A 22,283-nucleotide genomic window follows, 5' to 3' on the forward strand; every position below is an offset into this window, starting at 1 on the left:
CCATTTTAGGCAGAGCGCTGCAGCGCCCGGTGCGGACACACCGGACGCGCCTTCCGCCGAAGCCGATTCCGCCATGACCGACGCCCTGTGGGGCGGGCAAGGCCTGTTCGCCGAGGCGCTGCCAGGCTGGCGCGAGCGGCCCGGCCAGCGCCAACTCGCCACCGCCGTCGAGCAAGCCATGGCCGAGCGCGGCATTTTGCTGGCCGAGGCCGGCACCGGCACGGGCAAGACCCTGGCCTACCTCGTGCCGGCCTTGCTGCGCGGCGAGCGGTTCATCGTCTCCACCGCGACGCGGGCCCTGCAGGACCAGCTCTTTCGCAAGGATCTGCCCTTGGCGCGCGAGGTGCTGGGCGTGCAGCTGCGGGCCGCGGTGCTCAAGGGGCGCACCAACTACGTGTGCCACTACCGCCTCAAGCGCACCCAGAGCGAAGGCCTGCTGGACAACCGCCGCGCCGTGCAGGAACTGCGTCGCGTGGCGCTGTTTGCCGGCACGTCTGGCGATGGCGACCTCTCCGCGCTCGGCGGCCTGGACGAGAAATCGCCCGTCATTCCCCTGGTCACGTCCACGCGCGACAACTGCCTCGGCTCCGATTGCCCCGACTACCGTGCCTGCTTCGTGATGAAGGCCAGGCGCGAGGCCATGGCGGCCGACGTGGTCATCATCAACCACCACCTGTTCTTCGCCAACGTCGCCCTGCGCGACGAAGGCGTGGCCGAACTCCTGCCCAGCGCCACCACGGTGGTGCTGGACGAGGCGCACCAGTTGTCCGACATCGGCGCGCAGTTCCTGGGCAGCAGCGTGGGCACGGCCCAGGCGCTGGAACTGGCGCGCGACGTCCTGGCTTGCGGCTTGCAACTGGCGCGTGGCCTGGCCGACTGGCAGGGCCTGAGCAGCCGCTTGCAGAAGGCGGCACGCGACCAGCGCCTGATCGCACCCCACGGCGCGCATCGGCTCGATTGGGCGCAAGCCCAGGCGCTCGAAGGCTGGGCCGAGGGCTTGAACCGCTGGCAGGAGGAACTGACCGGCTTGCTCGCGGCGCTCGACTCCTTCGAGGCGCTGGCGCCCGAATTCACGCGCCTGATCGAACGCTGCCGCGAGCAGCAAGCCTTGCTCGTGGCCTGGCAGCGCGATGCGACGTCGCCACCGGACGCCGAGGCTGCGGCGGTCGCCGCACAAGAAACGGTGCGCTGGCTCGAAGTCGGCAGTCACTACCTGCGCCTGCTGGCCACGCCGCTGGGTGTTGGCCCGGCGTTCTCGGCGCTGCTGGCGCAGCGTCCACAAGCCTGGGTGCTGGTGTCGGCCACGCTGACGCTGGACGGCGGCTTTCGCTACACCCGCGCGCGCCTGGGCCTGAACGAAGGCAGTCCGGCGCTGGCTGCAGTGGAGGGCGGGGTCCTGCCGCGTTTGCGCGAACTGCGCGTCGCCAGCCCGTTCGACTATGCGCGCCAGACGCGCCTGCTGGTGCCGCGCGCGGGTTTCCATCCGTCCGACGCCGAGCATTCCCTGCGCGTGGCCGAGCTGGCCGCGCGGCTGGTCGCCGTCAATCCCGGCGGCAGCTTCGTGCTCACCACCACGCTGCGCGCCATCGGTCGCATCGCCTCGCGTCTGCGCGAACTCCTGCCGCCCAACCGGGTGGTGCTGGAGCAGGCCAGCGAGTCCAAGCAGGTGCTGCTGCAGCGTTTCGCCGCGAATCCCGAGGCGGTGCTGGTGGGCAGCCACAGCTTCTGGGAGGGGGTCGATTTTCCGGGCGAGCAACTCACCCTGGTGGTGATCGACAAACTGCCTTTCGCCCCGCCCGACGACCCCATGGTCGCGGCGCGCATCAAACGCCTGGAAGCGGCTGGACGCAGCGGCTTCATGGACTATTCGCTGCCGCAAGCCGCGCTGGCGTTGCAGCAGGGCGCCGGCCGGCTCATTCGCAGCGAGCGCGATTGGGGCGTGCTGGCGGTGTGCGATCAACGCCTGGCCAGCACCGCCTGGGGGCGCCGCCTGCTGGCCTCGCTGCAACCGTTTGCGCGGGTGGAATCGGTGGACGAAGCGGCAGCGTTCTTGCTGGCGCATGCGGGTCCTGTGCCCGCTTCAGCAGAGCCGGATGTCGCGGCGGAAAATCCGGCTGCGGCCGTGGATGACGATCCGGCTTTCGAGGGCTGAGCCGCAAGTCCGCCTGTTGGTCAGGCTTTCAAGCGACGCGGCAGGTTCAGTTCGAACTCACCACAGCTTCCACCACGACTCGTTGCGCTGCGGCAGGCCCTGGATGAGGTAGGGGCTCGCGGGGTAATTGAGCTTGAGCACACGCTCGGTATCGTCGCGCAATTGCGTCAGTCCCAGCTTGTCGTAGCTGTCCATCAACACGGCAAGCGCCAGTTGCGTGGCGGGTGCGTCCGGGTGGCTCTTGATGGCTTCCTGCGCGCGGTCGGCGGCTGCCACATAAGCGCCACGGCGGTAATAGAACAAGGCCACATGGGTGTCGTACTCGGCCAGCGCATTGAGGATGTAGCGCATGCGCAGCCGCGCGTCGGGCGTGTACTTGCTCTTGGGGAAACGCGTGGTCAGCTCCTTGAAGGCTTCGAACGATTCCTTCGCGGCATGCTGGTCGCGCTCATACAGCTTCTGGTCCGACAGGCCGGAGAACCAGCTGCTGTTGTCGTAGAAGTTGATGCGGCCCTTCAGATAGAGCACGTAGTCGGTGTAGGGGTTGTTGGGGTAGATCTTGAGGAAACGGTCGCAAGCGGCCAGGGCCTGGGCACGTTCGCCCTGCTTGAAGTAGCCGTAGGCGGTCTCCATCAGCGCCTGCTGCGCCAGCACGCCGTAGGGGTAGCGCGACTCGAGCTTTTCGTAATACTTCGTGGCCTTGTCGTAAGCGCCGCTGCTCATCTCGTCTTTCGCCTCGCTGTACAACTTCGCGGCGGACCAGCCGGCGGTCACGTCTTTTTCCGAGGTCGACGCACAGGCGCCGAGCAGGGCTGCAGCAAGCAGAACAAATGTACGCAGCAGGAGGCGCACACCCGTGGAGGACTGGGTGGAATTCACAAGGCAACTCGTCGCAGGATCGGCAAGCGAGCCATTATAGGAAGCGGGTTGCGCGCGCTGCAGCGCCAGGTCCGGGAACTGGCCGTGCCCCGGCGTCGTGGACGGCCGCCAGGTCAGCGTGGCGCCATGCAACAGAACGGGTCACCAGGTGAAGCAAACGCGTCGCAGGGCTGGGCTATGCTGCCTGCATGCACGCCCGAGAACCCAGCCCGCTCGACCCTACGCCCAGCCTGCCGCCCGGCGCGATGGACGATTCCCCCGACCTGGATTCCGGCGAGCCCGCACCGACAGCCGCTGTGCTCCAGGCCAGCGTCCCCGCAGCCTTCTCGGGCGAGCGTCTGGACAAGGTGCTGGCGCAGATCTTTCCGCAGTTTTCCCGCAGCCGGCTCAAGGCCTGGTGCGAGGCCGGTCTGGTGCAAATGGGCGGGCAGCTTGCCGCCCCGCGCAGCAAGGCGCGCAATGCCGCGCTGGTGGAGTTGCAGGTCCCGCTGGACCCGGAGGCTGGCGCCTTCACGCCCGAACCGATGGATCTGGCCGTGGTGTGGGAAGACACCCAGCTTGCCGTGATCGACAAGCCAGCCGGGCTGGTGGTGCATCCGGCGGCCGGCAACTGGAGCGGCACCCTGCTCAACGGCTTGTTGGCGCGCTACCCGGAGGCAGCCTTGGTGCCGCGCGCCGGCATCGTCCACCGGCTCGACAAGGACACCAGCGGCCTGCTGGTGGTGGCCCGCACCCTTGAGGCGCAGGCCGATCTGGTGCGCCAGTTGCAGGCACGCACGGTCAGGCGGCAGTACCTCGCGCTGGCCTGGGGCGTTTTGCCGCGGGCGATGACGGTGGATGCCGCCATCGCCCGTCATCCGCGCGACCGCTTGCGCATGGCGGTGGTGGCGGGCGGCAAGCCGGCGCGCACCCATTTTTCGCCGCTGGCAGTGCTGTCCACGCCGCACGGACAGGTCACGGCCTTGCGCTGCAGCCTGGAGTCGGGGCGCACCCACCAGATTCGGGTGCATGCCCAGCACGCCGGCCTGCCCCTGCTGGGCGACGCCCTGTACGGCCGGCGCGGCGCCCCCCCGCTGCAGATCCAGCGCCAGGCCCTGCATGCCGCGGCATTGCGCTTTGTGCATCCCGCGTCGCGCAAGCTGCTGGGTTGCGTCGCGCCCATCGCGGCCGACATCGTGGCGCAATGGCAAGACCTGGGTGGCCACGCGGCCGAGTTGGACCCCAAAGCCTGGCACGACGATGACGCCGCGGCCTGATTCCTGGATCGACGCTCCCTGGCCCGGCAACCCGCGGGTGCGGGGCGTGTTCACCAGCCGCCAGGGCGGCGTCAGTGCCGGGCCCTATGCCGGGGCAGGGGCCACTCCAGGGGGAGAGTCCATCGGTGGCATGAACCTCGGCAGCCATGTGGGCGATGCGCCGCAGGCCGTGGCGGCCAATCGCGCCCGCTTGGCCGCTTGGCTCGGTGATGTGCGCGTTGCCTACCTCGACCAGGCGCACGGCACCGAGGTCGCCGACCTCGACCGCTGGGACGGCGCTTCCACGCCGCAGGCCGACGCCGCCGTCACCACCACACCGGGCCTGGCCGCCTGCGTGCTGGTGGCCGACTGTCTGCCCGTGCTGTTTGCCGCACCCGACGGCCGTGCGGTGGGCGCAGCGCATGCGGGCTGGCGCGGCCTTGCCGGCGGCGTGCTCGAGCACACGCTGCAAGCCCTGTGCCGCAAGGCTGATTGCAAGCCTGCGGCGGTCCACGCCTGGCTGGGCCCTGCCATCGGCCCGCAAGCCTTCGAGGTGGGTGGCGACGTGCGCACGGCTTTCGTCCATCAGGCCCCCGAAGCGGCCGACGCCTTTCTTGCCGCGGCGGAGCCGGGAAAGTGGCTGGCCGATCTGTTCCTGCTGGCGCAGTTGCGCTTGCAGGCCGCCGGCATGGCGCTCTCCCAGGTGCAAGGCGGTGGGGTGTGCACGGTCAGCAATCCGGCGCGGTATTTTGCTTACCGGCGAGACCGGGTCACCGGCCGCCAGGCAGGCCTGGTGTGGATTGCGGCCCGCTCGGCATGAACCCGCAATACGCCCCCGGAAAATGCAAGGCCATTCGCTGGGCTCTGGACACGTGGAAATCGCGTTGACACGGCATGGGCTTTGCTCAAGAATGAAACCGGGTTACCCAGTTGCTGGTCTGGCCACATGTCCCACCACAACAATGAGGCCCGCCACAAACAGACAGACCGCCTTGCAACGGGACTGCCACACATCGACCCTCCCCGCGCTCATCACCATGCCCCAAGCTCCTACCAGCCTGCACCGACGTACCCTGCGCCTGCTGCACGGGCCGCGTGCCGACATGCAGCCGAACTTGCCGTCATGGGACGGCGGCGGCATGGCTCCTTCGTGCGCCAGTTCGCGAATCGCCGACGCGTCACGGCCCTCAAGTTTCTGACCTCAACGATCAGGTTTCCTCATGTCAGCCCAGCCCTTTGCATCCGCCCGTACGACAGACAGTGCATCCAGCTCATCCGGTGCCTCCGCAGCGTCGCCCTCGGCATGGGTCGAAGGTCTGCAGCAGGCATGCACCGCCGCCCTGCAGACGGCGGGCGATCAGGCCCATTCGCTGCGGCTCGACCCGGCCCGCGTGGCCGACATCCAGGGCCGATTCGGGCGTGAGTACGCCGATCTGTGGAGCAGCTTGCTGAGCAGCAGCGCCCAGCCGATCGAGGTCAAGGACCGGCGCTTCGCCGCCGAGAGTTGGCGCGAGAACCGTTTTTCCACCTACACCGCGGCCTTGTATTTGCTGGGCGCACGCGCCTTGCTCGAACTGGTGGACGCGGTGCAGGCCGACGCCAAGACCCAGCAGAAAATCCGCTTCGCCGTGCAGCAGTGGGTGGACGCCGCGGCCCCGAGCAACATCTGGGCGCTCAACCCCGAAGCCATGCAAACCGCCTTGCAAACCCAGGGCGAGAGCCTGCGCCGGGGCATGGACAACCTGCTGGCCGATTTGCGCCGGGGCAAGATCACCCAGACCGACGAGCGCGAATTCGAGGTCGGCCGCAACGTCGCCACCAGCGAGGGCGCCGTGGTGTTCGAGAACCCCTGGTTCCAGCTCATCGACTACAAACCCTTGGCGGCGCAGGTGCATGCGCGGCCGCTGCTCATCGTGCCGCCGTGCATCAACAAGTTCTACATCCTCGACCTGCAGCCGGCCAATTCGCTGGTGCGCTACGCCCTGGAGCAGGGCCAGCGTGTGCTGCTGATGTCGTGGCGCAATCCGGATGCGAGCTGCGCCCACTGGACCTGGGACGACTACATCGAACAAGGCGTGCTGCGCGCCATCGCGGTGGCGGGTGAAATCGCCGCGGCTTCGGCCCCGGCGGCCAAGCCGGCTCCATCGGGCAAGGCTGCGCATGCAGCGAAAGCCGGCAAGGCCACAGCCAAGACGGGCGGCACGTCAGCGCCACTGCCGGGGGGCGGCATCAACGCCTTGGGATTTTGCGTTGGCGGCACGCTGCTGGGCACCGCGCTGGCCGTGCTGGCAGCCAGGGGCGAGAGGCCGGTGCACAGCGTCACCTTCCTCACCACCATGCTGGATTTCTCCGACACGGGCATTCTCGACGTATTCATCGACGAAGCGCAGGTGTGCTTGCGCGAGGCCACCATCGGCAAGGGCGGCCTGCTCACCGGGGCCGAACTGGCGGCGGCTTTTTCCAGCCTGCGCCCCAACGACCTGACCTGGAATTACGTGGTCGGCAACTACCTCAAGGGCGAAACCCCGCCACCCTTCGACCTGCTGTACTGGAACGCCGACAGCACCAATCTGCCCGGCCCCATGCTGGCCTGGTATCTGCGCAACACCTATCTGGAAAACAAGCTGCCCAGACCCAACGCGGTCAGCGTGACGGGCATGCCGGTGGACTTGCGGCGCATCACCATTCCGGCGTATGTGTACTCCTCGCGCGAGGATCACATCGTGCCCTGGCATGCGGGCTACGCCTCGGCCTTGCTGCTGGGTGGCGCGACCCGATTCGTGCTGGGCGCTTCGGGGCATATCGCCGGCGTCATCAACCCGGCGTCGAAGAACAAGCGCAGCCACTGGCGGCTGGAACAACCGACTCCCAAAGCGCAGGCGAACGACAAGCGCAAGACATTGTCCAACTCCCTTCCAGCCACGCCTGCCGCGTGGCTGGAACAGGCCACGGAACATCCTGGAAGCTGGTGGCCGGACTGGGCCGCATGGCTGGCGGAGCAGGGCGGCCCGCTGCAGCCCGCGCCCAAGCATTACGGTGGCGCTGCTTACGAGCCGATCGAACCCGCCCCTGGGCGTTATGTCAAGGTCAGGGCATGACTCCTGCCGGACCTTGCGCGTCAAACGACTGATTTTTCTTGTTCGTCCACATCCCCAACCCAGGACATTTCTCCATGAGTGAAGACATCGTGATCGTTTCGGCCGTGCGTACGGCCGTGGGCAAATTCGGCGGCTCGCTGGCCAAGATTTCGGCGGTCGACCTGGGCGCGCTGGTGGTGAAAACGGCCATCGCCCGCGCCGGCATCGAGCCCGGGCAGGTGTCGGAAGTCATCATGGGCCAGGTGCTGCAGGCGGGCGTGGGCCAGAACGCGGCACGCCAGAGCCTGATCAAGGCCGGCCTGCCGGACATGGTCCCGGCCATGACCATCAACAAGGTGTGCGGCTCGGGTTTGAAGGCGGTGATGCTGGCGGCGCAGGCCGTGGCCCTGGGCGACGCCGAGATCGTCGTCGCCGGCGGGCAGGAGAACATGAGCGCCTCGCCCCATGTGCTGCCGGGTTCGCGCGACGGCATGCGCATGGGCAACTGGAACCTGATCGACACCATGATCACCGACGGCCTGTGGGATGCTTTCAACCACTATCACATGGGCACCACCGCCGAGAACGTGGCGAAGAAATATGGCGTCACGCGCGAGATGCAGGACGCTTTCGCCGCCGCCAGCCAGAACAAGGCCGAGGCGGCGCAGAAGTCCGGCCGCTTCACCGATGAAATCGTGCCGGTGATGCTGCCGCAGAAAAAGGGGGATCCCGTCGCCTTCGCCACCGACGAGTTCGTGCGCCACGGCGCCACCGCCGAAAGCCTCGCCGGGCTCAAGCCGGCGTTCGACAAGGCCGGCACGGTCACCGCCGGCAATGCCTCCGGCCTGAACGACGGCGCGGCCGCGGTGGTGGTGATGTCGGCCAAGCGGGCCGCGTCCCTGGGGCTCAAGCCGCTGGCGACCATTCGCGCCTACGCCAACGCCGGACTCGACCCCGCCTACATGGGCATGGGCCCGGTGCCGGCGTCCACGCGCTGCCTGTCGCGCGCGGGCTGGTCGCCGCAAGACCTGGATCTGATGGAAATCAACGAGGCGTTCGCCGCCCAGGCCATCGCCGTGAACCAGCAGATGGGCTGGGACACGAGCAAGGTCAACGTCAACGGTGGCGCCATCGCCATCGGCCACCCCATCGGGGCCAGCGGTTGCCGCATCCTGGTCACGCTGCTGCACGAAATGAACAAGCGCGACGCGAAAAAAGGCCTGGCCTCGCTGTGCATCGGCGGCGGCATGGGCGTGGCCCTGGCGCTGCAGCGCTGAAGTGCCGCAGCGCACCGAATTTCCATCGACACACCGTCACAACAACCCGAGGAGCAAACGATGAGCAAGAAAGTGGCATATGTCACGGGCGGCATGGGCGGCATCGGCACCGCCATCTGCCGGCGCTTGTGCGAGGCCGGACACAAGGTGATTGCGGGCTGCGGCCCCAATTCCTCGCGCAAGGACATCTGGCTGGAGACCATGCGCGGCCAGGGGCTGGACGTTTACGCCTCGGAGGGCAATGTGGCCGACTGGGACTCGACCTGCGCTGCGTTCCAGAAGGTGTTCGCTGAACACGGCCAGGTCGACATTCTGGTGAACAACGCCGGCATCACCCGCGACGCGGTGTTTCGCAAGATGAGCTACGACGATTGGGACAAGGTGATGAAGACCAACCTCTACTCCATGTTCAACGTGACCAAGCAGGTCATCGACGGCATGGTCGAGCGCGGCTGGGGGCGGGTCATCAACATCTCTTCGGTCAATGGCGAGAAAGGGCAGTTCGGCCAAAGCAACTACTCCGCCGCCAAGGCCGGCATGCATGGCTTCACCATGGCGCTGGCGCAGGAAGTGGCGTCCAAGGGCGTGACCATCAACACCATCGCGCCGGGCTATATCGCCACCGACATGGTCAAGGCCATCCGGCAGGACGTGCTCGACAAGATCGTCGCCACCATTCCGGTCAAGCGCCTGGGCAAGCCGGAGGAGGTCGGTTCGCTGGTCACCTGGCTGGCCAGCGACGACGGCGCCTTCGTCACCGGGGCCGAGTTGTCCATCAATGGCGGCCTGCACATGAGCTGAGATGGGCCGCAGCCCCGGCCGCCGTTGATGCGTGCGGGTTTGTCTGCACGCAAACGGCGGGTCGGGACGGCTGCAGATCGCAGTTTCTGTGCTCCAATCGAGTGCAATCCCGCAGTTTCCGCATCGCACCGACATGGCCAATCCAGAGACTCCCCAGCGCGTCATCAAGAAATACCCGAACCGGCGGCTCTACGACACGGAAACCAGCGCCTACATCACGCTGGTGGATGTGAAGGCGCTGGTGATGGAGGGTGGGCGCTTCGTGGTGCAGGACGCCAAGACCGGCGCCGACCTCACCCGCAGCATCCTGCTGCAGATCATTCTTGAGGAAGAGGCGGGTGGCATGCCCATGCTGAGCACGGCCATGCTGGAGCAGCTCATCCGCTTCTACGGCAATGCCATGCAGGGCATGATGGGCAGTTACCTGGAAAAAACCGTGCAGTCTTTCATCGACATCCAGGGAAAGTTGGCCGAGCAGTCGCGCGGGCTCTATGACAGCCGCAGCTTCAGTCCCGAGATGTGGTCGCAATTCTTGAGCGGCCAGGCGCCCATGCTCCAAGGCATGATGGGCAACTACCTCGAGCAGAGCAAAATTCTGTACATGCAGATGCAGGAGCAGATGCAGCAACAGACCAAGCAGATGCTCGGCGCCTTCCAGCCGCCGCCGAAGAAGTAGGCGGGCGGCGGGCTCTCCCCGCTGCCGGGGCAGGGGTGCGGGCGCTCAGCGACAATAGCGCCCATGACTGAAACCCCCATCACCTTGATGCCGGCGCCGCTGGCGCCTCCCAAGAGCCCGCCCAAAATCGGCTTTGTCTCACTCGGCTGCCCCAAGGCTCTGGTCGATTCCGAGCGCATCCTGTCGCAACTGCGCGCCGAAGGCTACGACACCAGCAAGAGCTATGACGGTGCCGATCTGGTCATCGTCAACACCTGCGGCTTCATCGACGCCGCCGTGCAGGAAAGCCTGGACGCCATCGGCGAGGCGCTGCACGCCAACGGCAAGGTCGTGGTCACCGGCTGCCTGGGCGCGCGTGCCGGCGCCGACGGCGCCAATCTGGTACAGGCGGTGCATCCCAAGGTGCTGGCCGTCACCGGACCGCATGCCACCGACGAGGTCATGCAGCATGTGCATGCGCATCTGCCCAAGCCGCACGATCCCTTCGTCGATCTGCTGCCGCCCGGCGGGCTCAAGCTCACGCCGCGGCATTACGCCTATCTCAAAATTTCCGAAGGCTGCAACCACCGCTGCACCTTCTGCATCATCCCCAGCATGCGCGGCGATCTGGTGTCGCGGCCCATTGGCGATGTGCTGAACGAGGCTCGCGCCCTGCTGCAGGCTGGCGTGAAAGAGCTGCTGGTGGTCAGCCAAGACACATCCGCTTACGGCGTGGACGTGAAATACCGCACCGGCTTCTGGGACGGCCGCCCCATCCGCACCCGCTTCACCGAGCTGGCGCAGGAGCTGGCGGCGCTGGCCGAGCAGCACGACGCCTGGGCGCGCCTGCACTATGTCTACCCCTACCCGCATGTGGACGAGGTGCTGCCGCTGATGGCGCAGGGCCGCGTGCTGCCCTATCTCGACGTGCCCTTCCAGCATGCCCACCCCGACGTGCTCAAGCGCATGAAGCGCCCGGCCAGCGGCGAGCGCAATCTGGAGCGCATCGCCCGCTGGCGCGAGGCCTGCCCCGAGGTCGTCATCCGCTCCACCTTCATCGCCGGTTTCCCCGGCGAGACCGAGGCCGAGTTCGATACCCTGCTCGACTTCATCCGCGAGGCCGAACTCGACCGCGTCGGCTGCTTTGCCTACTCGCCGGTGGATGGCGCCTTGGCCAACGAGCTGCCACACGCCGTGCCGCAGGCCGTGCGCGAGGAGCGCCAGGCGCGCTTCATGGCCGTGGCCGAAGAAGTCTCCACGCGCAAGCTCAAGCGCCGCATCGGCCAGGACCTGCGGGTGCTGGTGGATCTGGCCAACCGCAGCGGCGCCGTGGCGCGCTCGTTCGCCGACGCCCCCGAGATCGACGGCAGGGTGCTGATCCGCGAGCCGGCCAAGCCCTCGCACAAGATGCGCCTGGCGCAAAGCGCGGGGCAGTTCGTGCGCGCCCGCGTGGTGGGCACGCAAGGGCACGATCTGGTGGCCGATCTGCTCTGAGCCCCGGCAGCGCCGCCGCATCCCGCCGCTGCACGTCGACTGCAGCGGTCACGCCGAGCCCTGAATAGCCGTCTTCCCGAACGTCATCCATGACCTACACCGTCAAGGAAATTTTCTACACCCTGCAAGGCGAAGGCGCCAATGCCGGCCGCGCGGCCGTGTTCTGCCGCTTCGCCGGCTGCAATCTCTGGACCGGTCGCGAGCAGGACCGCGCCAGCGCCGCCTGTCGCTTCTGCGACACCGACTTCGTCGGCACCGACGGCACCCTGGGCGGCAAGTTTGCCGAGGCCGCAGAGCTCGCGGCGTGCATCGCGGCGCAGTGGGCCGGCCCGGCGGTCACGCCGCCTCATTCCGCGTCAACACCGGCGCGGCGGCTGGTCGTGCTGACAGGCGGCGAGCCGCTGCTGCAGGTGAACGCGGCCCTGGTCGCGGCTTTGCATGCGCAGCAATTCGAAATCGCGGTGGAAACCAACGGCACGCAGGATGCGCCCGAAGGGCTCGACTGGATCTGCGTCAGCCCCAAGGCTGGGGCGCCCTTGCGCCTGACACGCGGCCACGAGCTCAAGGTGGTCGTGCCGCAGCCGGAGTTGGACCTCGAAGCCCTTGCCGGACTGGCGTTCCAGCACCGCTACCTGCAGCCCATGGACGGCCCGGCGCTTGCGGCCAACATCCAATGGGCCATTGCCCACTGCCTGGCCGACCCGCGCTGGCGCCTGAGTCTGCAAACCCACAAGATCACCGGAATCCGATGAAAGTCGAACTTGCCCAGCGCTTTTACTTCGAAGCTGCGCATACCCTGAACCGCGAGCACGACCGCGACGGCAGCCTGCGGGTGCATGGCCACACCTATTGGGCCGAGGTTGCGGTGAAGGGCGAACCCGATCCGGTCAGCGGCATGCTGGTGGACCTGGCCATCATTCGCCGCGAAATCGCACGCGTGCGCGAGCAGCTCGATCATCACCTGCTCGACGAGGTGCAGGGCCTGGGGCCGGCGACGCTGGAAAACCTCTGCGCCTATCTCTGGCGCCAGCTCCAGCCCAACTTGCCGCCGCTCGGCCATGTGGACGTTTGGCGCGAGGCCAGCGGCGACCGCTGCCGCCTCACCGCCGATTGACCCCGGCCCGGCTTGCGAACCCGAGGTTGTGCGCAGCCTTGGTCAGCGTCAGAGATGCATGCCGAAGGCCGAGAGGTTTCTGTACAGCATGTACACCGCGACCACCGCCACCAGACCGGCGAAAATCAGATTGAGCGCACCCTTGCTGGTCTTGCCCAGATGCGTGGCCACGCGCGTGCCGATCCAGCCGCCGACGATGCCGCCGCCGATGTACAGGCCAGCCACCCCCCAGTCCAGCAGGCCCGAGCTGGCGTAGTTCAGCGCCGTGGTCAGGCCGAAGGTGCCGACCGACACCAGCGACGAGCCGATGGCCGTGATCATCGACATGCCGGTGGACAGCACCAGGCCGGGGACGATCAGAAAGCCACCGCCGATGCCGAAGAAGCCCGACAACATGCCGACGATGGACGCGGCGATGCCGAGCTTGGCGGTCTTGGCCTTGGACGGGTGCTCGCTGGTCAAGTCTTGCGTGGTGCCGGCCTTGCGTGGCCGCAGCATGAGCGCGGCGATCACCAACATCAGAATGGCGAACAGGAACAGCAGCTTCTTGCCGTCCACCGCCTTGCCCAGGCTGGAGCCGACGAAAGCTGCCAGCGCACCGACGATGGCGAAAACTATCGCGTCTTTCCAGCGCACATTGCCGGCCCGCGCATGCGGAATGAGGTTGATGTAGGCATTGGCCGAGACCGCCAGCGCCGTGGTGCCGATGACCACATGCGGATTGGGATAGCCGACGAAGTACAGCAGCAGCGGCACGGCGAGGATGGAGCCGCCGCCCCCGATCAGTCCCAGGGAGAACCCCACGGCGAAGCCTGAAAGGATGGCGAAGACGTGTTGCGTCGTGGTCAGCACCACGTCGGCGGATGTTGCGATGTGTTCAATGGGCATAGTCCCCAGAGCATACGAGACGGGAACCTCAAAAGCTGTGAGGACTTGTGCCAACTCAGTGAGCAGTTGTTCGTTCCATGCGTGGCGTCAAAACCCACTCGGCGACACGCTACCGGACGTAACAAAGCTGACCGGACCTTGCTGCGTAGGGCGGCCGTAAGTCGGCGCGGCGAAATTGCAAGTCTGCGCGGACAAGCGTCCGCGGCAGGCGCGCCCTGCGCATACCGGGGCCGTACAGGCTCCGGCCAACACCATCGAGACAGGAGACAAGACATGGACAAGAAAGCAATCAATCCCGCCCCACTCGGGCTATCGGGCTTCGCCCTCACCACATGGCTGCTCAGCATGGTCAACGCCGGCTGGTTCCCCGGCCTGGACGTGCCCATGGTGCTGGCGAGCGCGTTCGCCTTTGGCGGCACGGCGCAATTCGTCGCCGGGGTGATGGAGGCCGGCGCCGGCAACGGCTTTGGCTTTGTCGCGTTCTGCGGATACGGCGCGTTCTGGTGGAGCTTCGCCTTGTTCGTCGATTTCTTCGCCAAAGGCGTGCAAGGCCCGTTCGTCGGCTGGTATCTGCTGCTGTGGGGCGTGTTCACCACCTATATGTGGATCGCCACCTGGAAAAAAGGCAAGGTGCTGATGCTGGTGTTCACCGCCTTGGTTCCCACGTTCTTCCTGCTGGCCGCAGGGGCCATGACTGGCAATGGCGGCCTCACCGTGTTCGGCGGCTATCTGGGCCTGGTGACGGCCGCGCTGGCCTTCTATCTGGCGGGCGCCGAAATCATCAATGAATCCTGGGGGAGGGTGGTGTTGCCGGTCTGAGCGCCGCAGCCCGCCAATAACAAAAAACCGCGGCCTCGGCCGCGGTTTTTTGTTGGGAAGAAACGGATCAGTACTTGTAGCCGATCGACACGCCCAGGGTGTCCTGGTCCATGCTGAGTTGCTCGGTGCCGCCTGGGCCATACGGGGGCGGAGAGAGTTGTCCCGTGACGGTGTTCTTGAACGCATGCACATAGTCGGCCGAAATTTCCATCTTCTTGCTCAGGGCATAAGTCAAACCGAGCGTGAGGTGGTCCTTGACGACGCCGGGGGCGATCGTGTTGAAGAACACGTTTTGCGAGGTCACGGGGTTGTCGCTGTGGTTCCAGCCCGCGCGCAGGGTGAGCGCTTCGTCGAGTGCGTACGCCACGCCAAGTTTGACCACGGTGACATCAGTCCAGCCAAATCCAGGGCCATTGGCCGCGCCGAGTTGATATTGCCCGAAGGTCGTCGACGTGTTGCCTATTGCGCTCACGCCGCTGTAGAGAATGCGCTCTACATCGCCCGCAACCGTCCATTGCTGGCTCGGCTGCCAGGCGAAGCCGATGCCGTAATTGGCCGGGATGTCGAAACTCCCGCCATCGGCGAACAGGCCTTTGTAGGCGCTGAACTTGCTCATATGGGTTTTCGGCTGGTAGGTCGCGCCGAGGGAGAAGCCGGGGGCCAGTTGTCCGATCCAGCCGATGCGCACGCCCACGCCATCTGAGGAGTCATGGCCAGGAGGGTTGGTCAGGCTCTGCGGGTATTGCGAATAACCGCCAAAGGCTTGTAAGCCGTTGGCGCGGAACGATTGGTGCACGATGTTTACAGCCACGCCTATCGTGTTGCTGGGCGTGACGCGCCATGCGAAGCTCGGCGCAATGAACATCTGTTGCAGGTCGACGCCGGCACCGTTCATGAGGCCCGTTTGGGAGTTCATGATGGTGCTGTAGCCGGAGTTCATGCCGCCATTGCCGTACAGGCTGATGCCTGCGGACATGGTCGGATTGATCATGTAGTTCGCACCGATTTCCGGGATCAGGAAGTTGCTCGTGTCGTTTCCGCTATAGGCCGTGCCGTTGATGTCGGCTTGACGGTTCGGGCGGAACAGGCTGATGCCGCCGTCGACGCGGTTGCCGATGAGCGCCATGCCGGCGGGGTTGGTCGCGGCTGCGAGTGCATCTTGCGGCAGGGCGATGCCCGCGCCGCCCATGCCGACGGATTTGACGCTGTAGCCGGGCTGGAAGTAACCGTCGGTGGCGTTGGCCGCGCCGGGGGCGATGACGCCTGCGAGGAACAGGGCTGCGGCAAGTTTTTTCAGATGCATGAATTTGTCTCCCTTGGTGGGGCCGGGTTTCGGCTCCAAGATGGCTGTTGAGTAGCACTGCGATGCGAAGCAGGGCCAGGGACGAATACTGAAACTTAGTAGCAGTATTTCGACAACTTCATGCTAGAGGGCAGGGTTATGACATCCCAATCCTGTTTTCCCGATATTGACGTGCGGCGAAATTTATGGCAGAAAAATCAAAACCAACGTTCGACGGGATTGGGTTCGATCCTGGCGCAGCGGCGCCATGCGGGAAGCGACAGCGCGGAATCAGCAGCGTCAAGCGGTCGAGCTGGCCGCGCGGTCAACCCGTTGTCGGTGGCACGTAGCCGACGGGTTGATCCGCACCTTCGCCGAAGAAGAAACGCTCCATCTGCCGTGCCAGGTATTTGCGGGCGTTGGCATCGGCCAGGTTCAGCCGGTTCTCGTTCACCAGCATGGTCTGGTGCTTGAGCCAGCCCTGCCAGGCTTCTTTCGAGACGTTGTCATAAATGCGCTTGCCGAGTTCGCCGGGGTAGGGGGCGAAGTCCAGGCCTTCGGCCTCGTGGCCGAGTTTGACGCAATTCACCATGCGGGTCATGTGGGTTCCTGTGGGGTTGAAGGAGAAGGGCAATACGCAAGGGCAATGGCGCCGGGCGCAGCTTGTGCGGCGTCAGACCAGACGCTTGACCAGCACGCGCGAGCGGCGTTGGTCGTCGTAGCGCTGGCTGCGTTCGGGGGGGAGCCAGTCGCGCTCCACCGGCACGAAGCCGCGCTTGATGAACCAGTGCATGGTGCGGGTGGTGAGCACGAAAATGCTCTGCAGTCCGGCAGCGCGGGCCTGCAACTCGATGCGCTTGAGAATGCGCTCGCCGTCGCCCTGGCCCTGCGCGGAGGGATCGACCGTGAGCGCGGCCATCTCGCCGGTCTTGTGTTCCGGGTAGGGATACAGCGCGGCGCAGCCGAAGATGACGCCGTCGTGCTCCAGCACGGTGTAGTTGGCGATGTCGCGCTCGATCTCGGTGCGGCTGCGCTTGACCAGCACGCCCTGCGCTTCCAGCGGCTCGATGAGCTGCAGGATGCCGCCGACGTCGTCGGCCGTGGCTTCGCGCAGATGCTCCAGGTGCTCGTCGGCAATCATCGTGCCCACGCCGTCGTGGGTGAACAGCTCCAGCAGCAGGGCGCCGTCGAGCGCGTAGGGAATGATGTGCGCGCGGTCCACGCCGCCGCGCACCGCGCGCAACGCATGGCGCAGGTAGAAGGCGGTGTCGGTGGGCTGCTGCGGGTCGGGCAGGCGGGCGAGCAGGGCTTCGGCCTGGGCCACGGTGAGTTCCGGCAGCAGGTGGTGGTCTTCGCCAATCACGCCGTCCACCTCCGTGACGAGCACCAGTTTTTGCGCCTTGACGGCTACCGCCACGCTGCTGGCCACGTCTTCCATGCTGAGGTTGAAGGCCTCGCCGGTGGGCGAGAAGCCGAAGGGCGACATCAGCACCACGGCGCCGTATTCCAGCGCCCGCTGGATGGTGGGGGCGTCCACCTTGCGCACCAGGCCGGTGTGCTGGAAGTCCAGGCCGTCGATCACCCCCACCGGGCGGGCGGTGATGAAATTGCCCGACACCACGCGCAGCGACGCGCCGGCCATGGGCGTGTTGGGCAGGCCTTGCGAGAAGGTGGCCTCGATCTCGAAACGCAGCTGACCGGCCGCCTCCTGCGCCGCGTCCAGCGCCACCTCGTCGGTCACGCGCATGCCGTGGGCATAGCGCGAGCCCACGCCTTTCTCTTTGAGTTGCGCCTCCACCTGCGGCCGAAAACCGTGGATGAGCACGATGCGCACGCCCATCGCCGCCAGCAGCGCCACGTCCTGCACCAGGGCGTTGAGCTTGCCCGCGGCAATCAGCTCACCGGCGATGGCGACGACGAAGGTCTTGCCACGGTGGGCGTGGATGTAGGGTGCAACGGAACGCAGCCATTGCACGAACTGGGACTGTTCTTCGATCATCCCGGAATTATCCGGGATGATCGGCGCATGGCTGAAAATGGACGCTTTGCCAAGCACCCATGCTCCCCAAGCCTCGCCTCGTCAACCCGATTCCGCCCGTGCAGTTTCCTGCCGAGCTGCCCGTCAGCGGCCGGCGCGACGACATCGCCGCCGCCATCGCTGCGCATCAGGTGGTCATCGTCTGCGGCGAGACCGGCTCGGGCAAGACCACGCAACTGCCGAAGATCGCGCTGGCGCTGGGCCGCGGGCTGGGTGCGGGCGGCAGCGGGCTGATCGGCCATACCCAGCCGCGCCGCCTGGCGGCGGTGACGGTGGCGCGGCGCATCGCCCAGGAAATCGGCACGCCGCTGGGCGAGCATGTCGGCTACAAGGTGCGCTTCGCCGACCGCTTCCAGCCCGGTGCCTCGGTGAAGCTGATGACCGACGGCATCCTGCTGGCCGAAACCCAGGGCGATCCGCTGCTGCGCGCCTACGACACGCTCATCATCGACGAGGCGCATGAGCGCAGCCTCAACATCGACTTCCTGCTCGGCTACATCCGCAACATCCTGCCGCGCCGGCCGGACCTGAAAGTCGTCATCACTTCGGCCACCATCGATGCCGAGCGGTTTGCCCGGCATTTCGAAACCGCGCGCGGGCTGGCACCGGTCATTGAAGTATCGGGCCGGCTGTATCCGGTCGAAATGCGCTGGCGCCCCTATGGTGCGGATGCCCAGCCCCGTGCTGGCGCACCCGCTGCCGCAGAACTGGCACCCCGCGCTCAGGCGCAGCGCGAGGAGCGCGACTTGCACGCCGCCATCTGCGACGCGGTGGACGAACTCTGGCGCGAAGGCAGCGGCGACATCCTCGTGTTCCTGCCCGGCGAGCGCGAAATCCGCGAAGCCACCGAGGCGCTGCGCAAGCACCATCTCGACACCTCGCGGCGCGGCGTCGACATCCTGCCGCTGTACGCGCGGCTGTCGCAGGCCGAGCAGGACCGCGTGTTCCAGAGTGGCGGCGGGCGGCGCGTGGTGCTGGCGACGAACGTGGCGGAAACCTCGCTCACGGTGCCGGGCATCCGCTACGTGATCGATGCCGGCAGCGCGCGGGTGAAGCGCTACAGCTACCGGCAGAAGGTCGAGCAGTTGCAGGTCGAGCCGGTCAGCCAGGCGGCGGCCAACCAGCGCGCGGGGCGCTGCGGCCGTGTGGCCAACGGCATTTGCATCCGGCTGTATGACGAGGCTGATTTCAACGCCCGCCCGCGCTTCACCGACCCCGAAATCCTGCGCTCCTCGCTCGCCGCGGTGATTCTGCGCATGCAGGCGCTGGGGCTGGAGGGCATCGAGCAGTTTCCCTTCATCGACCCGCCGCCGCGCAAAGCCATTGCCGACGGCTACCAGCTGCTCAGCGAACTGGGCGCGGTGGATGCGCAAAACCAGCTCACCGAGGTGGGCCGCGAACTCGCCCGCCTGCCGCTGGACCCTCGCCTGGGCCGCATGATTCTGGAAGCGCGCAAGCTTGGCGCCTTGCATGAAGTCCTGATCATCGCCGCCGCACTCGCCGTGCAAGACCCGCGCGAACGCCCGGCCGACAAGCAGGAAGCCGCCGACACCGCGCACCGCCGCTTCGTCGAGGGCACGTCCGAATTGGCGGGCTGGCTGAAACTCTGGGCGCATTACCACGCGCTGGTGGCGCATAAAAAATCCAACCGCAAGCTGCACGATCAGTTGCGCGCCGAATTCCTCTCACCCATGCGCATGCGCGAGTGGCACGACATCCACAGCCAGTTGCTCACCGTGGTGGCGGAGCAGGGATGGCGGGTCGATCCAAGTCAAGCGCCGGGCCGCCAGTCGCCAGAGTCGACTGGCCTTCGTGCCGTCCAAGCCCGCGCAGGCGGGCTTGGAGCCGCGGCGCTCAGACCCAAGCTTGACTTGCCCCCTCGGGGGGCGGGGGCCGCGAGCGGCGGCCTGGGGGCTGTTCCATCCATTGCGGCCAGTGATGAAAACATCCACCTGAGCTTGCTGGCGGGGCTGCTCGGCAATGTCGGCTGCAAGGCTGATGACGGGCCGCATTATTTGGGCGCGCGCGGCATCAAATTCCTCATCCATCCGTCGTCGCCCATCGGCCGCAAGGCCGGGCGCTGGGTGATGGCGGCGGAGCTGGTGGAAACCACGCGGTTGTACGCGCGCGGCGTGGCGCGCATCGAGCCGCCGTGGATCGAGCGTGTCGGCGCGCATCTGCTGCAAAAAACCCTGCTGGAGCCGCATTGGGAAAAGACGCCGGCGCAGGTGGCGGCGTTCGAGCGCGCCACGCTGTATGGCCTGGTGGTCTACAACCAGCGCCGCATCGACTTCGGCCGCGTGAATCCGGCGCAGGCGCGCGAGCTGTTCATCCGCCACGCCCTGGTGGAAGGCGAGTGGGATTGCCGCTGGCCGTTTTTCGCTCACAACCGCAAGCTCATTGCCCAGGTCGAGGCGCTGGAAGACAAGGCGCGGCGGCGCGACGTGCTGGTGGACGAAGCCTTGATCGAAGCCTTTTACGAGCGCTTCATTCCGCCCGACGTGTTTGGCGGCACCAGCTTCGACACCTGGTACCGCCAGGCCAGCAAGGCCCAGCCGCGCCTGCTGTTCCTGGAGCGCGAAGCCCTGATGCGCCACGAGGCTGCCGGCATCACCACCGAGGCCTTCCCCACGCGCCTGCGCATCGGCGCGCTGGAGATGCAACTGGCGTACAGCTTCGACCCCGGTGGCGCGCGCGACGGCGTGACGGCCACCGTGCCGCTGGCCGCGCTCAACCAGATTTCCGAGCAGCGCCTGGCCTGGCTGGTGCCCGGCATGCTGGCCGACAAGCTCACCGCCCTGCTCAAGAGCCTGCCGCAAAAACTGCGCTCGCGCCTGGTGCCGCTGCCCGACACCGTGCGCCGGTTCGCCACGATGCTGAACGCGCCCGAGCGCTACGCCCAGGGCGAGTTGCTCGACGCGGTGCGCGCCCTGGTGCGTGAGCACACCGGGCTGATTCCGCGCCCGGAAGACTTCAAGCTCGACACCCTGGGTCCGCATGTGCTGTTCAACCTGCGGGTGGTCGACGAGCAAGGGCGCCAACTGGGCATGAGCCGCAACCTCAGCCGTTTGCGCGCCGATCTCGCCGATGCTGCCCGCACTGCATTCCAGAACGCCGTGCGGGCACAAAGTGCGCAGGGCGCGGAACTGGAAGCCGAGAACGGCCTTGGCGGGCTGCCGGCGGCGCTGGCCGAGAGCCGCGCGCATCCCAGCGAAACTCCGGTGGCGGAGGTGCACGTAGCAGCCTCGGCGCAGGCCGAACCACGCTACACCGACTGGACTTTTGGCGAACTTCCCGAACTGCTGGAAATGCGCCGTGGGCAGCAGACCCTGGTGGGTTTCCCGGCGCTCATCGACCGTGGCGACCATGTGCAGCTCGACGTGTTCGACACCCCGGAGGCGGCAAGCCGGGCGCACCGCGAAGGCCTGCGACGTCTGTTCGCGCTGCAGCTGCGCGAGCCGCTGAAAGCGGCCGAGAAAAACCTGCCGGGTTTTCAGCAGGCCGCCATGCAGTACATGCCGCTGGGCGCGGCCGATGATTTGCGCCGGCAAATTCTGGACGCCGCGCTCGACCTGGCTTTTCTCGCCGACCCGCCGCCGGCGAATGCGACCAGCTTCGCCGCGCGCCTCGCCGCTGGCCGTCCGCGGCTGCAACTGCTGGCGCAGGAAATGGGCCGTCTGGCCGCAACCATCCTCACCGAATGGCATGCCGCCAGCAAGAAGCTCGTTGCGTTCAAACCGCAGGCGGCGCTGCATGCCGACATCACCGCGCAGTTGCAAGCCCTGCTGCCCAGGCGCTTCATGCTCGAGTTGCCCGCAACCCAACGCGCGCATCTGCCGCGCTACCTCAAAGCGGTGCAACTGCGCCTCGACAAGTTCCGCGCCGACCCTGCGCGCGACGCTCAGCGCCAGGCCGAGATGGCGCCCTGGCTGGCGCGGCTCAGGCGCGAGCTGCAGCAAGCGCAGCAGGGCGGTGCCAGCCCCGACCCGCAACTCGTGGAGCTGCGCTGGATGCTGGAGGAATTGCGCGTCGCCCTGTTCGCGCAGGAATTGCGCACGCCCACGCCGGTGTCGGTCAAGCGCGTGGAAAAAGCCTGGGGCCAGTGGCGGGCGTGAGTCTTTTGGGCGTGCCACCCGCCACCTTCAAACTTGGAGTGTGGCGCCGCTGCATCTCGATTACTGGTGATTACCCTTAAAACCTGACATTTCGTTACCTGGATCACACCTGGTCACCGAGATTCTGTCGCGTTTGAATCTAACCTTTGACGAACAAGCGCGATCGGCATCACCCGCCCGAAGCGCCAACCACCTGCGGAGATCCTGCAGCATTCAACTTTGGAGACGACATTCATGTCCAAGCCCAACTCGGTGCGCAAGCTCGGGCCGCTGCAGGTCATCCTGCTGGCGATTCCCTGCATTGCCGTGCTCATCATTCCCTATTTCAACGTGCTCGAGCCGAGCCTCTTCGGCATTCCCTTCTTCTACTGGTGGCAACTGATGTGGGTGCCGCTGTCCGGTGTGTTCATCGCCATCGTCTACAAGATGGTCGTGCCTGCTGGTAGCGGGGACTGAA

The 22,283-nt window shown here is 66.6% G+C and carries 18 protein-coding genes; 13 read left to right on the forward strand and 5 right to left on the reverse strand.

The window, feature by feature from the left end; translation table 11 throughout:
• The first annotated feature begins 73 nt into the window (after positions 1-73).
• Positions 74-2,152 (forward strand): ATP-dependent DNA helicase, encoded by a 2,079-nt coding sequence (locus ACYCUK_RS09315; RefSeq protein ID WP_461594501.1) that lies wholly within the window; start codon positions 74-76, stop codon positions 2,150-2,152.
• A 57-nt stretch (positions 2,153-2,209) separates the two neighbouring features.
• Here ACYCUK_RS09315 and ACYCUK_RS09320 read toward each other — a convergent pair whose 3' ends face one another.
• Positions 2,210-3,031: an outer membrane protein assembly factor BamD gene (locus ACYCUK_RS09320; RefSeq protein WP_461594502.1), complete on the reverse strand. Its 822-nt coding sequence runs from the start codon at positions 3,029-3,031 to the stop codon at positions 2,210-2,212.
• Positions 3,032-3,219: 188 nt separating this feature from the next.
• Between ACYCUK_RS09320 and ACYCUK_RS09325 the strand changes: the two genes are divergently transcribed.
• From ACYCUK_RS09325 to ACYCUK_RS09365, 9 genes are all read left to right on the forward strand, one after another.
• Positions 3,220-4,287, forward strand: a complete 1,068-nt coding sequence (locus ACYCUK_RS09325; protein WP_461594503.1) for an RluA family pseudouridine synthase — start codon at positions 3,220-3,222, stop codon at positions 4,285-4,287.
• Positions 4,271-5,086: a peptidoglycan editing factor PgeF gene (gene pgeF, locus ACYCUK_RS09330; protein WP_461594504.1), complete on the forward strand. Its 816-nt coding sequence runs from the start codon at positions 4,271-4,273 to the stop codon at positions 5,084-5,086. Before ACYCUK_RS09325 ends, pgeF begins: the two co-directional genes overlap by 17 nt.
• A 400-nt stretch (positions 5,087-5,486) precedes the next feature.
• Positions 5,487-7,364: an alpha/beta fold hydrolase gene (locus tag ACYCUK_RS09335; RefSeq protein WP_461594505.1), complete on the forward strand. Its 1,878-nt coding sequence runs from the start codon at positions 5,487-5,489 to the stop codon at positions 7,362-7,364.
• A 74-nt stretch (positions 7,365-7,438) separates the two neighbouring features.
• Positions 7,439-8,620, forward strand: a complete 1,182-nt coding sequence (locus ACYCUK_RS09340; protein ID WP_461594506.1) for an acetyl-CoA C-acetyltransferase — start codon at positions 7,439-7,441, stop codon at positions 8,618-8,620.
• Between the two features lie 60 nt (positions 8,621-8,680).
• Complete coding sequence (gene phbB / locus ACYCUK_RS09345; protein ID WP_461594507.1) at positions 8,681-9,421, forward strand: acetoacetyl-CoA reductase; 741 nt, start codon at positions 8,681-8,683, stop codon at positions 9,419-9,421.
• Positions 9,422-9,554: 133 nt separating this feature from the next.
• Entirely contained in the window at positions 9,555-10,097 is a 543-nt protein-coding gene (gene phaR, locus ACYCUK_RS09350; RefSeq protein WP_461594508.1) for a polyhydroxyalkanoate synthesis repressor PhaR, read from the forward strand.
• A gap of 63 nt (positions 10,098-10,160) precedes the next feature.
• Entirely contained in the window at positions 10,161-11,570 is a 1,410-nt protein-coding gene (gene rimO / locus ACYCUK_RS09355; RefSeq protein WP_461594509.1) for a 30S ribosomal protein S12 methylthiotransferase RimO, read from the forward strand.
• 89 nt (positions 11,571-11,659) lie between these two features.
• Positions 11,660-12,322 (forward strand): 7-carboxy-7-deazaguanine synthase, encoded by a 663-nt coding sequence (gene queE, locus ACYCUK_RS09360; RefSeq protein ID WP_461594510.1) that lies wholly within the window; start codon positions 11,660-11,662, stop codon positions 12,320-12,322.
• On the forward strand, positions 12,319-12,684 hold the full coding sequence (locus ACYCUK_RS09365) for a 6-pyruvoyl trahydropterin synthase family protein (RefSeq protein ID WP_112485577.1): 366 nt from the start codon (positions 12,319-12,321) through the stop codon (positions 12,682-12,684). The genes queE and ACYCUK_RS09365 overlap by 4 nt, the downstream gene beginning before the upstream one ends.
• Positions 12,685-12,732: 48 nt before the next feature.
• Here ACYCUK_RS09365 and ACYCUK_RS09370 read toward each other — a convergent pair whose 3' ends face one another.
• Positions 12,733-13,572, reverse strand: coding sequence for a sulfite exporter TauE/SafE family protein (locus ACYCUK_RS09370; protein ID WP_461594511.1), 840 nt, complete (start codon positions 13,570-13,572; stop codon positions 12,733-12,735).
• A 273-nt stretch (positions 13,573-13,845) separates the two neighbouring features.
• Here ACYCUK_RS09370 and ACYCUK_RS09375 point away from each other — a divergent pair, with 273 nt between their 5' ends.
• Positions 13,846-14,391 (forward strand): acetate uptake transporter, encoded by a 546-nt coding sequence (locus tag ACYCUK_RS09375; protein ID WP_112485579.1) that lies wholly within the window; start codon positions 13,846-13,848, stop codon positions 14,389-14,391.
• Between the two features lie 67 nt (positions 14,392-14,458).
• Here ACYCUK_RS09375 and ACYCUK_RS09380 read toward each other — a convergent pair whose 3' ends face one another.
• The 3 genes from ACYCUK_RS09380 to argA form a co-directional block, all read right to left on the reverse strand.
• Positions 14,459-15,694 carry an OmpP1/FadL family transporter gene (locus ACYCUK_RS09380; protein WP_461594512.1) on the reverse strand — a complete coding sequence of 412 codons (1,236 nt, stop codon included), beginning with the start codon at positions 15,692-15,694 and terminating at the stop codon, positions 14,459-14,461.
• Between the two features lie 304 nt (positions 15,695-15,998).
• Complete coding sequence (locus tag ACYCUK_RS09385) at positions 15,999-16,274, reverse strand: oxidative damage protection protein (protein ID WP_112485581.1); 276 nt, start codon at positions 16,272-16,274, stop codon at positions 15,999-16,001.
• Between the two features lie 72 nt (positions 16,275-16,346).
• Complete coding sequence (gene argA / locus ACYCUK_RS09390; protein WP_112485582.1) at positions 16,347-17,672, reverse strand: amino-acid N-acetyltransferase; 1,326 nt, start codon at positions 17,670-17,672, stop codon at positions 16,347-16,349.
• A gap of 59 nt (positions 17,673-17,731) precedes the next feature.
• Between argA and hrpA the strand changes: the two genes are divergently transcribed.
• Positions 17,732-21,826 (forward strand): ATP-dependent RNA helicase HrpA, encoded by a 4,095-nt coding sequence (gene hrpA / locus ACYCUK_RS09395; protein WP_461594513.1) that lies wholly within the window; start codon positions 17,732-17,734, stop codon positions 21,824-21,826.
• A gap of 234 nt (positions 21,827-22,060) precedes the next feature.
• Positions 22,061-22,282, forward strand: coding sequence for a DUF3311 domain-containing protein (locus ACYCUK_RS09400; RefSeq protein ID WP_461594514.1), 222 nt, complete (start codon positions 22,061-22,063; stop codon positions 22,280-22,282).
• Position 22,283 lies beyond the last annotated feature (1 nt).

The organism is Thiomonas sp., assembly GCF_054608695.1.

What these genes read in the sequence shown, in the direction of transcription:
- ACYCUK_RS09315 (WP_461594501.1), top strand. Translation starts at nt 74, where the DNA reads ATGACCGACGCCCTGTGGGGCGGGCAAGGCCTGTTCGCCGAGGCGCTG.
- ACYCUK_RS09325 (WP_461594503.1), top strand. Translation starts at nt 3,220, where the DNA reads ATGCACGCCCGAGAACCCAGCCCGCTCGACCCTACGCCCAGCCTGCCG.
- pgeF (WP_461594504.1), top strand. Translation starts at nt 4,271, where the DNA reads ATGACGCCGCGGCCTGATTCCTGGATCGACGCTCCCTGGCCCGGCAAC.
- ACYCUK_RS09335 (WP_461594505.1), top strand. Translation starts at nt 5,487, where the DNA reads ATGTCAGCCCAGCCCTTTGCATCCGCCCGTACGACAGACAGTGCATCC.
- ACYCUK_RS09340 (WP_461594506.1), top strand. Translation starts at nt 7,439, where the DNA reads ATGAGTGAAGACATCGTGATCGTTTCGGCCGTGCGTACGGCCGTGGGC.
- phbB (WP_461594507.1), top strand. Translation starts at nt 8,681, where the DNA reads ATGAGCAAGAAAGTGGCATATGTCACGGGCGGCATGGGCGGCATCGGC.
- phaR (WP_461594508.1), top strand. Translation starts at nt 9,555, where the DNA reads ATGGCCAATCCAGAGACTCCCCAGCGCGTCATCAAGAAATACCCGAAC.
- rimO (WP_461594509.1), top strand. Translation starts at nt 10,161, where the DNA reads ATGACTGAAACCCCCATCACCTTGATGCCGGCGCCGCTGGCGCCTCCC.
- queE (WP_461594510.1), top strand. Translation starts at nt 11,660, where the DNA reads ATGACCTACACCGTCAAGGAAATTTTCTACACCCTGCAAGGCGAAGGC.
- ACYCUK_RS09365 (WP_112485577.1), top strand. Translation starts at nt 12,319, where the DNA reads ATGAAAGTCGAACTTGCCCAGCGCTTTTACTTCGAAGCTGCGCATACC.
- ACYCUK_RS09370 (WP_461594511.1), bottom strand. Translation starts at nt 13,572, where the DNA reads ATGCCCATTGAACACATCGCAACATCCGCCGACGTGGTGCTGACCACG.
- ACYCUK_RS09375 (WP_112485579.1), top strand. Translation starts at nt 13,846, where the DNA reads ATGGACAAGAAAGCAATCAATCCCGCCCCACTCGGGCTATCGGGCTTC.
- ACYCUK_RS09380 (WP_461594512.1), bottom strand. Translation starts at nt 15,694, where the DNA reads ATGCATCTGAAAAAACTTGCCGCAGCCCTGTTCCTCGCAGGCGTCATC.
- ACYCUK_RS09385 (WP_112485581.1), bottom strand. Translation starts at nt 16,274, where the DNA reads ATGACCCGCATGGTGAATTGCGTCAAACTCGGCCACGAGGCCGAAGGC.
- argA (WP_112485582.1), bottom strand. Translation starts at nt 17,672, where the DNA reads ATGATCGAAGAACAGTCCCAGTTCGTGCAATGGCTGCGTTCCGTTGCA.
- hrpA (WP_461594513.1), top strand. Translation starts at nt 17,732, where the DNA reads ATGCTCCCCAAGCCTCGCCTCGTCAACCCGATTCCGCCCGTGCAGTTT.
- ACYCUK_RS09400 (WP_461594514.1), top strand. Translation starts at nt 22,061, where the DNA reads ATGTCCAAGCCCAACTCGGTGCGCAAGCTCGGGCCGCTGCAGGTCATC.